General features: G+C 46.7%; 10 protein-coding genes and 1 pseudogene. 5 read left to right on the top strand and 6 right to left on the bottom strand.

Features of this window, described 5'->3' with window-relative positions:
* Positions 1 to 37: 37 nt before the first annotated feature.
* Positions 38 to 886 carry a sulfurtransferase gene (locus tag FTV08_RS09290; RefSeq protein WP_180087171.1) on the top strand — a complete coding sequence of 283 codons (849 nt, stop codon included), beginning with the start codon at positions 38 to 40 and terminating at the stop codon, positions 884 to 886.
* On the top strand, positions 883 to 1,734 hold the full coding sequence (gene asd / locus FTV08_RS09285) for an archaetidylserine decarboxylase (RefSeq protein WP_180087170.1): 852 nt from the start codon (positions 883 to 885) through the stop codon (positions 1,732 to 1,734). The genes FTV08_RS09290 and asd overlap by 4 nt, the downstream gene beginning before the upstream one ends.
* Positions 1,735 to 1,928: 194 nt before the next feature.
* Here the strand turns inward: asd and FTV08_RS09280 are convergent, their stop codons facing one another.
* Together FTV08_RS09280 and argS are read right to left on the bottom strand one after the other, a co-directional pair.
* On the bottom strand, positions 1,929 to 2,546 hold the full coding sequence (locus FTV08_RS09280) for an SPOR domain-containing protein (RefSeq protein WP_005245641.1): 618 nt from the start codon (positions 2,544 to 2,546) through the stop codon (positions 1,929 to 1,931).
* Positions 2,547 to 2,863: 317 nt separating this feature from the next.
* Complete coding sequence (argS, locus tag FTV08_RS09275) at positions 2,864 to 4,654, bottom strand: arginine--tRNA ligase (protein WP_180087169.1); 1,791 nt, start codon at positions 4,652 to 4,654, stop codon at positions 2,864 to 2,866.
* Between the two features lie 259 nt (positions 4,655 to 4,913).
* Here argS and FTV08_RS09270 point away from each other — a divergent pair, with 259 nt between their 5' ends.
* Entirely contained in the window at positions 4,914 to 5,201 is a 288-nt protein-coding gene (locus FTV08_RS09270; protein WP_180087168.1) for a DUF2798 domain-containing protein, read from the top strand.
* Between the two features lie 88 nt (positions 5,202 to 5,289).
* Here FTV08_RS09270 and FTV08_RS09265 read toward each other — a convergent pair whose 3' ends face one another.
* From FTV08_RS09265 to FTV08_RS09255, 3 genes and pseudogenes are all read right to left on the bottom strand, one after another.
* Positions 5,290 to 6,591 (bottom strand): DUF445 domain-containing protein, encoded by a 1,302-nt coding sequence (locus FTV08_RS09265; protein ID WP_005094953.1) that lies wholly within the window; start codon positions 6,589 to 6,591, stop codon positions 5,290 to 5,292.
* Positions 6,592 to 6,602: 11 nt separating this feature from the next.
* Positions 6,603 to 7,154: pseudogene (locus FTV08_RS09260) on the bottom strand (hypothetical protein).
* 52 nt (positions 7,155 to 7,206) lie between these two features.
* Positions 7,207 to 7,746, bottom strand: a complete 540-nt coding sequence (locus FTV08_RS09255; RefSeq protein WP_005094955.1) for a DUF924 family protein — start codon at positions 7,744 to 7,746, stop codon at positions 7,207 to 7,209.
* Between the two features lie 211 nt (positions 7,747 to 7,957).
* Here FTV08_RS09255 and gshA point away from each other — a divergent pair, with 211 nt between their 5' ends.
* Both gshA and FTV08_RS09245 read left to right on the top strand, forming a co-directional pair.
* A complete protein-coding gene (gene gshA, locus FTV08_RS09250; protein WP_005267704.1) occupies positions 7,958 to 9,535 on the top strand; it encodes a glutamate--cysteine ligase in 1,578 nt (525 codons plus the stop codon).
* Positions 9,536 to 9,553: 18 nt separating this feature from the next.
* Positions 9,554 to 10,081, top strand: a complete 528-nt coding sequence (locus FTV08_RS09245; RefSeq protein ID WP_005267702.1) for a disulfide bond formation protein B — start codon at positions 9,554 to 9,556, stop codon at positions 10,079 to 10,081.
* 54 nt (positions 10,082 to 10,135) lie between these two features.
* Here the strand turns inward: FTV08_RS09245 and FTV08_RS09240 are convergent, their stop codons facing one another.
* Positions 10,136 to 11,467, bottom strand: a complete 1,332-nt coding sequence (locus FTV08_RS09240; protein WP_005267699.1) for a hypothetical protein — start codon at positions 11,465 to 11,467, stop codon at positions 10,136 to 10,138.
* Between the last annotated feature and the right edge of the window lie 79 nt (positions 11,468 to 11,546).

Here is an 11,546-nt window from a genome sequence, read left to right as displayed (position 1 = left end):
GATCAATAGGATTTGACCAATAATAGCCATGATAACGATGACCGCTGCAGCTTTTAATTTTGGCCTGCTGATTGAGGCAGAAGATTTAGTTCCCTATTTGGGCCATGAAAAACTTCGTATTGTCGACCTGAGCCGTGCCTCTGTGTATGAGCAGCTGCATATTCCGCATGCCTTGCATTTAAAGCCTAAATTTCTGGTGCGTCAGGAAGAAACGGCAATGGGACTGTTGCCGGACGCGGATGGCTTGCAGGCTCTCATTGATTATCTGAATATTTCTCCTGAGCATCATGTGGTGGCTTATGATGATGAGGGCGGGGCATGGGCCGGGCGTTTGCTCTGGAACCTGCATTGTCTGGGCTTTGAAAATACCAGCTTATTGAATGGTGGGATTCATGCCTGGCTCGGTGCTGGTTTGCCGACTTCTTCCAGTCAGGAGCAGTTTGCACCAGTGAAGAACGTATTGCAGGTTAATCTCGAGCATCAGGCGAATTTTCAGATTGGCTATGATGAACTGCGCCAACAGGTTGAAAATCAACAAGTTCAAATTTGGGATTGCCGCACGCAAGATGAATATACTGGCCTACGTTTAGCGGCTCGACGCGGCGGTCACATTCCGGGAGCACGTCATTTTGAATGGAGTACTGCCCTTAATCGCGAAAATCATTTAAAATTACAGCCTTTACCACGTACTCAGCAGCGTCTGGAACAACTGGGCTTTGATTTGAATCAACCCGTTGTGGTGTACTGCCAGTCCCATCACCGCTCAGGTTTGGCCTATATTCTGGGTCGTTTACTGGGCTGGAAAATTCGAGCCTATGATGGTGCGTGGAGTGAATGGGGCAACCGCCTCGATAGTCCAATCGCTACAGGGGAGCTGCCATCTTGAGCATCACATCGCGTTTAAAACAACAGTTTTTTATTAAAGCTCAACGATTAGTACCGCAACATCGCTTGTCTCGGGTGGTGGGTAAAATTGCCGCCAGCGAAAACCCGATTATCAAAACTGCTGCAATTACTGCCTTTAAGGCGCAGTATGGTATTGATATGTCGATTGCTGAACAGGCCAATGCCCTGAAATTCAAATCATTTAATGAATTTTTTACCCGTGCCCTAAAAGAAGGTATCCGTGCAGTTGATCCAGATACTACGAGCATTGTTTCGCCTGCAGATGGTGCGATTTCCCAGCTGGGTAAAATTGAAAATGGCGATGTGTTTCAGGCCAAAGGCCAGAAATTTACCGTTGAAGCACTGATTGCTGATCCGCAACTGGCCGAGCCATTCAAAAACGGTGAATTTGCGACCGTATATTTGTCGCCACGTGATTATCATCGGGTGCATATGCCATTTGCTGGCACCTTGACTGAAACGTTATATGTACCGGGCGAGCTATTCTCGGTCAATCAGGTGACCGCAGAAAATATTCCGGGCCTGTTTGCACGCAATGAACGTATGGTCTGTCTGTTTGATACTGAAATCGGCCGTATGGCGGTGGTATTGGTCGGTGCGATGATTGTGGCGGGTATTGAAACCGTGGCAACCGGCAAAGTGAAGCCTTCAGGCCGGATCGAACTTAATCAGCATGATCTGTTCCTGGAAAAAGGGGCAGAACTGGGTCGTTTCTACCTCGGTTCAACAGCAGTGATTTTATTCGAAGAAAATAAAATGCAGTGGGATGCCGTATTCAAGGCCAATTCTTTGGTGAATATGGGTGAAGCGCTGGGGCATACAGTTTAAAGATTTTACCCTCCCTTTATTAAAGGGAGGTTGGAGGGATTAAATATTTTCTCGTTTAGAATAAATAAAAATCCCCCTCAGTCCCCTTTTAAAAAAGGGGGATTTCCTCTCCTTATAGGACATGAGCAGCACTGCTGCGCAAGGGAGAGGTTCAAAAAAAAGCGCCATCAGGCGCTTTTTTTATTTCTAGAAATTTACCGTTTCACGACGATGGAATCGATCCCGCTATTCTGCAAGGTTTGCTGTGCGATAATTGCAGCTTCTGCAGAATCATAAGGGCCTGAAACCACGCGATACCAGACTTTGCCATTTTCTACACTGCGTACCACATCGGCAGATAAACCATTGAGAATAATTTCGGCGCGGCGGGCATCGGCCTGATCTGGATCATCAAAGCTGCGAACTTGCAGAATATAACTGGCCGGAGCGGCAACGGGTGCTTCGCTGGCTTCTAAACCAGGCTCAGTTGTGGTCGCCTCAGGTGTAGCCACTTCAGGTCGAGGTGCTTCTACAATCACTACCGTATCCTGATTTTTGTTTTCAGGGACGGCCTGTTCAGGAATCGGCGTCACTTGCTGTTGTGGTAACAGGTCATAAAAACGATAATCTTTGTTGGTATCTTCTTCTTGGACAGATTCAGCACTTGTTTGAGTTTTCGGTTTAACCGGTTCCCATGGCTTCCAGAGCATCAGTGCCATCAAAAAACTTAACACGATTAAAATGATCACGAGTGTGCCGAGCCAGGTTGGAATAAGTGGCTTTTTAGGCTTATTCGGTCTTTCAGATACACCGCGTTGCGTTTTTCCAAACACTTGGGATTTTCCTCTTATTAATCGGGACATATAGAAAAGGCATAACAGCAGTTATGCCCCTACTATCACTTCATCCTATGTGATCAGGATACAAAAGTCATCCTCTAGATCACAAATCACACAGAATTTTAATTTATCTGTATCTTCAAGCACATAGCTAAAGTTACAAAATGTCTGCTCAGCAGATAAACGGCAATGTTTTGCTTACATGCTCACTTCGAGCATAGCTCTTGTCTTGCATCAATGTAAAAGCAGTGCTTTACATTTCTGCTTCGAGCCTAGCTCTCGCCTTGCGAGCATGCAAAACAGTGTTTTGCTTACATGCTCTCAGGAGCTGATACGCCAAGCAGTTCCAGACCGTTACGCAGTACCTGACGCACGTTCACTGATAACAATAAGCGTGCTTGGGTCAATTCAGCATCATCACCGAGTACTTTATTGTCGTTGTACCAGCCGTGGAATAATGCTGCCAGTTCTTTTAGGTAGTTACCAATTTGATGCGGTTCATAGCTGTTTGCAGCACGTACCAGAATTTCTGGGTAGGCAGCCAGCTTGGCCAGGATTTCAGTTTCAGCATCAAGTTCAAGCTTGGCCGCCAAATTACGTGCTGCTATAGCATCAAAGTTGACATTGGTAGAAGCTGCTTTTTCTAACATACGACAGATACGGGCATGTGCATACTGGATGTAATACACGGCGTTGTCCTTGCTTTGTGACACAGCAAGATCCAAGTCAAAATCAATGTGCTGTTCAGACTTACGCATTACGTAGTAAAAACGTGCAGCATCATTGCCGACTTCTTTACGCAGATCACGCAAGGTCACAAACTGGCCTGAACGGGATGACATTTGTACCATTTCGCCGCCACGCCAAAGACTTACGAACTGAACCAGAAGAACCGTTAATTTCTTCGAGTCATAGCCTAGCGCATCAATGGCCGCTTTTACACGTGCGATATAACCGTGGTGATCTGAACCCCAGATATCAATAATATCGGTATAGCCACGCTGTAACTTGTTCAGGTGGTAAGCGATGTCAGACGCGAAGTAAGTGGTCTGGCCATTACGGCGTTTCACCACACGGTCTTTTTCATCGCCGAATGCAGTGGATTTAAACCAGATGTTGCCATCCAGTTCATACAGGAAACCACGCTGATCTAAGGTCTGTAAGGCTTCTTCAATTTTGTCTGTCAATGATTCTTCGCTGAACCATTGATTGAAGGTTACACCAAACTCGCCCAGGTCATCTTTAATATCATCTAAGATAGCTTTAAGCGCGGCTTGCAAGAATACGCGGTAGCCTGTGCCAATTAACGCTTGTGAGTTAAAGATCAAACCATCGATGTGTTTTTCTTTATCGCCAGACAATACGACTTTATTACCATCTGCATCTAACTCAGCTGCAAACTGTACATCTTCAGGCACGTTTTTATACACGTCAGCCACAGGACGTACATAGGCGTCGCCATCCTGATCAATAATGCTTTGCGCGATTTCTTTAACGTAGTCACCTTGGTAGGCATTTTTCGGGAACACCAGTTCCTGACCCGTTAATTCTAAGTAGCGCAGATAAGTCGAAGTCGCCAGAATGTCCATTTGACGGCCAGCATCATTGACATAGTATTCGCGGTCGACTTTAGCACCAGTCGCTTCAAGCAAATTCGCAACCGTCATACCATACGCGGCACCACGACCATGACCTACGTGCAGGCTAGAGGTCGGGTTGGCAGACACGAATTCAACCTGGATACGTTTATCCGCATTGACCTGGGTACGACCATAAGTCGCCTGTTGTGCCTGAATTTGATCAAGGACTGCAAAGCGCTGGTCAGCATTCAGGAAGAAGTTAATAAAACCAGGACCGGCAATTTCTGCCTTGCTGATATCCGCCACTTCAGGCAGGGCAGCAAGAATTTTTTCCGCTAAATCACGTGGCTTCATACCCGCAGCTTTCGACGCGATCATGGCAATATTCGACGCAAAGTCACCATGGCTTCGGTCTTTGGTACGCGTCAAATTACTTGTATTGTTCCAGTCAGATGGGAGTACGCCTTGTGCCTGTAAAGTGTGCACTGCATGATCGAGAGCTGCTTGTATTGCCGTATTCATAATCAGTCGAAAATAGAGATCGCAGAAAAACAGCAAATATAGCAAATTTCAGGCTGTTTAGGTAAAAGCATTTCTAGGGAATAAAAAGTAGAGGATCACTTCGTCAGAAGTTTTTGACTAAAGAAAGGGAAAATCAACGGATTAATCCCGTGAAAATAACACCAGTTTTCAGCTCAACATTTCAGATGAAAAAAACAATGCTTCACCCTACAGAATTTGGCTTATATTAGTCATCTGAAAACAGTAAAAAGAGCATGTCGTGGCTGCATCACAACGTCCGACCATTATCGGTCATATTCCTAAACTCCCTGCAAAATGGGCATTGATTATTGTGCCTTTTATCCTGTCCTGCCTGATGAGTGGCATTATTTCCATGATCAATATGCTGCGTAATCTTGGCTGGATTGATGGATTTATGGCACTCTGGTTTCATAACTGGATGATTTCCTGGGCGATTGCTTTTCCGATTGTGGTGACCTTATTGCCATTCGTACGCAAATTCACTGGGCTGTTGGTCGATATGTCCGGACCTCAGTCACCCAAATGATCATTTTTTAAATCTTAAATTTGATCTGGCTGGAGTCAATTCTTGAGCATTTTAAAAGTCGGGCTATATGGGGCGAATAGCATCATTTTTAAATTAAATGCTCCACCGCCGCCCGGATGATCCCGAGCACCAGACCGATACAGGCACCGACCACGACCCCATTGACCCGGATCATATGCAGGTCGCCGCCGACTTCATTTTCAATCTTGTCGATCATCTCGCTTGAATCCCATTCGTGAATGCGCTCGCTGATAAAGCGAATCACTTTTTCACTGTACTGGTCACTCAGGTCAACCGCGATAGAGCTCAAACGTTTATTCAGCAGCTCACGAACCGAAGCATTCGAGATGATATTTTCTCCGACCTGTTGAATGGCAATTCTGAGATTTTCCGCAATACCCGAATCAGGTTTTTGCAAGTCTGCCTTGATTGCATCACATAAAATCACCACGGCACCGCTGATAAAATTCAGTACCTGTGGACTATCCAGTAAGGCATCTTTGGTTTCATTCAGACGCTGGCTGGCTTCACTGTCATTATCTGCCAGCTGCAACATCCAGCTATGTCCCATGCTCTCAATTTTAAGTCGCCACGGATGATCTGGATCGGCCAGCATGGCTTCAACGCGCCCGATCACGGAATCAATACTGCGTTGCTGCACGTCAATCCCGATCCAGCTGGCGCCTTTGGCCAGTTTCCACACGCCCATTTCCTTAAACAGGTTACGGGTCAGCTCGCGGGTTTGTTCCGGATGCGAGGTCATCCAGGCATGCACCACATCCAGTCCGCGCTGTAGCACATCCTGATGGAAATCATTGTCCAGAACGGCATGCAGCATTTCGCTGGCCAGAGTATTGATCTGGGTATTTTTGACCCATTGCACGCTGTTGCTTTGGATAAAGCCGGCAATCTGTTCCTGTCCGACAAATTCAAAGATTTTAGGAACCGTTTGCTGAATGACCTGAGTCACTTGGGCATTATTTTGTGGATTGGCCAGCCAGCGTCCTGCAGCCAGACTCAGGTCGGTACTGTCCAGACTGCGTTGTACAATTTGCGGAGAAAGAAAATTTTCCTGCACAAAACGGCCCATCGACTCTGCAATACGAGCCTTATTACGTGGAATGATTTCGGTATGGTCGCGTAAAAACTTGGGAATGGGCAATCTGCCAAAAGGGTTACGAAACAGCACGGTAATCGCATACCAGTCCGCCAGTCCACCGACCACACCCGCTTCTGCCGAGAGCATCAGAATATGAATGAGCCAGACATATTCAGGTAGCAGTTTGGCTGCCACCATCAGTGCCAACCAGGTCAGTACGGCGACCACCAGGGCGATGGTCGCGAAACGTTTACTGCGTTGTAAGCTCGGGGAGATACTCTCTGTCTGCATAGATCATCCTGTCAGGAGGGATTGGCCGGTTGCGGTTGCAGCACTGCACCGGATGGACTTAAACCATATTTAGCCCCAAGTGACTGTAAAATCAAGCGGGCATCAAAGGCATCTTGAGGCGCCTGATTGGCTTTGAAGCATTCAATGGTATAAGCCACCTGGGCAGGATCCAGAGTCACGGTATAAGGACGGTCATAGAATGGGTCTGGCCAGAATCCCGGATATCGGCGGTAATACCCGTAAGGATAAAAGCTTGGCGCCGGATAGACGATGGCTTACCGTGGAGGTTGCTGGGTGCGGTTACTTGGATCATTCAGTACTCTGAAGAATTGAAAACCATTTTGTACGGTAGTCTGTGCGGCTTTGAGCAGGGTAATTTCTTCAGCTGTGCCAAAGCTCATATTGGGACGGGCCTGAAAGCTGATACGGTAAGTGTTGCTGTTGAGGGGAGTGGTACTGTAGCGACCTAACTGATCAAATGTTAAGGGCTTTGAGGGTGTGGTTGCACAGCCAGTCAGGCTGATGGCAGCAATCATACTCAATCCCAGTAGCATGTTTTTCATGTTCGATCTCCTGATGCAATGATCCAGTTCAGACAGCCGGTCTTAAAAAATCTTAAAAACTGCTATCGGGTTGGGTCAGGAAAGTAAGTTCTTCATCGGTCGATTCACGACCCAGAATCTGGTTTCGGTGCGGATAACGTCCAAAGCGGTCAATAATAACTTTATGCTTTTTCTCAAATTCCAGATTGGTCGGATTGCCCAGACGCTGAAACAGTTTTAAGGCGAATTCATGAATTAGTTTGGATTCGCTGTGCATAAATGGCATATACAGAAAGGCACGTTGTTCTGGACTGAGCTGTTGATCCAGGTTCAGGCTGATGGCTTCCTGAGCCAAGGCCAGTGCCAGACTGTCTTGGGCAAAAGCTTGGGGAGAATCACGGAATAAATTTCGTGAAAATTGATCTAGCACAATAATTTCGGCCAGCCGACCTTCTGCTGTTTTACGCCAGCCCCAAAGTTCAGCCTGGGCTGCCTGCTGATGGGTGCTCATGAACTGCTGCGCAATACTTTGGTCGAATTCATGACTTTGGCTAAACCATAAGGGCTGGCTGTCCGCATGAAACCAAAAGTCTAAAATATCTTGATAATTCATAATATTTACAATTCATTAGCATCTATTTGTTAATAAAATCACAAATTTTCCATGTCTTATAGAGGAAGTTTGTGTTAAAAATTTGCCAAATTAAAAATCAATGGTTTGCCTGAAAACTAGGCAGCCTGTCATATGCCGGCACGAAATCACGTTATACTGATTAAACCGATGATTTTAATTTAATAATTTAGCCCCCTTAAGCGAGATTGTAATGAGTCAACCTGAATCGACTTCCCAAAATGTATTACCGACCTGGGTCGAGTCGTCACTCATCAAAGGCATGCTGCGTGGTATCGAGCGTGAAAGCTTGCGTATGCAAAGTGATGGTTTCCTGTCACAGGCAGCGCATCCTCGTGCCTTGGGTTCAGCCTTGACTCATCCACATATCACCACGGACTATTCTGAAGCGTTGATGGAGTTTATTACTCCGCCACAGGACAGTATTAAAAAAGCGCTGGACTATCTCAGCGATATTCATGCGATTGTGCATCGTCATCTGGAAAATGATGAAAAGCTCTGGCCTTTGTCGATGCCGTGTATGCTGGACAGCCGCGATGACAGTATTCCGCTGGCACAGTATGGCAGCTCGAATATCGGTTTATTTAAAACCTTGTATCGTCATGGTCTAGGTGTGCGTTATGGCCGCCGTATGCAGACGATTTCAGGTGTGCATTACAACCTGTCTTTCCCGGATCATCTGTTCGAGGCCTTGCAACAGCAGGAACAGGACGAGGCGCTGCAAGCATTGAGCTTGCAGGATTATCGCAGTCATCGCTATATGGGCCTGATCCGTAACTTTATTCGTCTGACCCCACTGGTGATGTTCCTGATCGGGGCCAGTCCGGCGGTCTGCCAGTGCTTTATGACTGGCCGTGATCATTTCTTGCTGCCATTGGTCAAAGGCACCTTGTATTCGCCTTATGCGACTGCGCTACGTATGGGACGTTTTGGCTATCAAAACTCTGCACAGAAACAGCTCGGTATTCACTACAATAATTTGCAGGACTATCTGGACGGACTGCAAAAAGCGGTCAAAACGCCCTATAAACCGTTTAGTCGTTTGGGATTAGATGATTCCAATGGCCAGCCGATCCAGATCAATGATCATGTGCTGCAAATCGAAAATGAATATTACAGCTTAGTGCGCCCGAAACAGGTGCCGCTTGCAGGTGAAACGCCGTCACAGGCACTGGAAAATCGTGGGATTGCCTATGTCGAGCTGCGTGCAGTCGATGTCAATCCATACAGCCCGATTGGCATTAATGAAGATACGGCCGGCTTCCTCGAAGTCGTAGCCTTGTACTGTTTATTGCAGGACAGTCCGGCGCTCCTCAGCAATGAACAGGATATTATTGAACAGAATCAGGCCGAAGTAGTGAACCGTGGTCGTGCGCCAAATGCCGCAATTATGGAAAATGGCCAGTCTTATCCGATTGAAGACTGGTGTGCCATGCATTTGCAACGCATGCACCCCTTGGCCAAGCTGTTAAATTCGGCCTATGACAGTACTCTCTATACCGATGCATTAAAAACCATGATGATCCGGGTCGATGAAGTGGATGCCACCTTGTCTGCCTTGGTGGTGGGTGATACACGTGAACAGGGCGGTATGTGGCATTTTGGCCAACATCTGGCCCAGCAACATAGCAGTGTCTATGAGGAACATCAGCTCAGTCCAGAAACACTGGCTTATTTTGAAGAAATGTCACAAAAGTCATTGCAGCAGCAACAGCAACTCGAGCAAGATAGCAGCGTCAGTTTTGCTGATTATTTAGCCCAATATCGATAAAAAATAAGAGGATTCACCATGCAATGGGGTTATCGCTTCGTGAGTGGTATGTTGTTTCTGGCTGCTGTCATCGGCATGGCATTTGCCTTATATCTTGAGCATGTACAAGGTCTGGCGCCTTGTCCGCTCTGTGTGTTTCAGCGTGTTGGATTAATCGGACTCGGGATCATCTCACTGATCGCATTCCTGCATAATCCCGCATCTAATCTCATGAAGCGGCTGTATGCCTTGCTGGGTTCGCTCAGTATTTTGTGGTCTGTGGGCGTGGCTGCGCGTCATGTCTGGTTACAGAACCTGCCACCGGATCAGGTGCCGAGCTGTGGTCCCGGTCTGGAATACTGGCTGGAAACCCTGCCGATGCAGTCTGTACTGCAACAGGTGCTGAATGGTTCGGGTGAATGTGCTGCGATTGACTGGACTTTCTTGGGTCAATCCTTACCTGTCTGGTCTTTGATCTTCTTTAGTATTTTATTGCTGGTCAGTTTATGGCAACTGCTGCGTAAATATAAAAAGGCACCGGTTAAACGACTCAGAGATAAATATTAATTCCGTATTTAATAAAAAAGCCCTCAATTGAGGGCTTTTTTATTTTGCTTGAGTTTAGGTCAGGGCAATGCCTTCCAGACTGTCCAGATCCATCACATATTCATGAATCTGATCAAAGGCTTCATCTTCTACACTTGGATAGAACCAGCGCGCCACCTGCTCGGCCACCAGCGGATGATACTGAATTTCAAAATGGTTCAGGCCATAGAAAATCGCCTTGTTTGCATCCGGGACTTTGAGCTGAAAGCGCGGATTGGGATGCTCGCCCAAAGCACTTTTAATACTGACCAGATAATCGCCAATCACATGCAAGGTCTTGTTCTTGCGGTTTTCAAACTCGATGGTGCCGGCAACCAGGTAGGTGTCGATATGAGAGGGAATCGGGGCAGGTTTACGGTGATCATCCATAAAGCCGATCCGAAGTGGATTATGCTCCCAGTCATCATCCCGGACGCTGCCATGGCGCAAATCCAGAATACCGTTACTGCGAATATTGACCAGATGGCCAAGCAGCCGGATCAGTGGAAAATGTCCAAGTTTGTCCTGCAAGCTAAAGCCAAAACGTTCCAGTACTGCACCATGATGCGGTGAGCCCAGACAAACCAGATTTTCCACCATATTGACCCAGCTATAGACATTCTGCTTGCCATAAAACAGCGCACTACGAGAGACCAGACCACCCATGCTATGCCCGATCAGGTCAATACTGGTAATTCTAGGATTGCGAACAACCAGATCCTGTAAGGTATTCGCCAGACTGCGACCATTGGCAGAAATCCGGCGTCCAGTATTGTAATTCAGGTAGAGCATGGTATTGCGGTCGCGCTGCGCCAGTAATTTTGCCCCAATGCCTTCATATTTGCGATTTGACCAGTCTAAATGGTTCATGCATAAGCCATGTACAAACAAAGTGATACGACCGCTTAGCTCACCTTTTTGCAGCGAGCCATAATGGTCATAGATCACCATCGGCAGGGCTAGAGGGTTTTGATATTTCAGCAGATAATCCCCGATAATGCCATTTAAGACACTGACCAGAAAATGCAAGGAAGGTGTCAGCGGTTTATTGTGCAGTTTAGGAAAGCGTTCAATAATCTGGCGCAAAGCAGGGGCAATCAGGGTATTGCCATAATGAAACAGCATGTCATAAGACATCTGATAGAGCCGCACGATTGAAGGAATATTCTGAATCTTTTCTGAATTATTTTCACTTAAACCGAAAATACTCATTAAGATTTCGCGTTGAATACTCTTGACCAGTTCCTGGATCACATCGTTAAAGCGCATAGTCACCAGCTGCGCCAGACCTTCCAGTACATCGGCCTGACTCGGCGGGGTCCGATCCCATCGACAATAGGTTTCATGTAACGGTGTCAAACTTGGCATCTGATCCTGTCCTTTCAATGAGCCGCATGTGGTGCCATCTTTCTTTTTAAAGAACTTCGCGGTATAAATTCTTTTTCTT

It is taken from the genome of Acinetobacter sp. YH12226 (assembly GCF_013417805.1).
GTDB lineage: Bacteria > Pseudomonadota > Gammaproteobacteria > Pseudomonadales > Moraxellaceae > Acinetobacter.
This window is presented reverse-complemented; position numbering and strand designations above follow the sequence as displayed.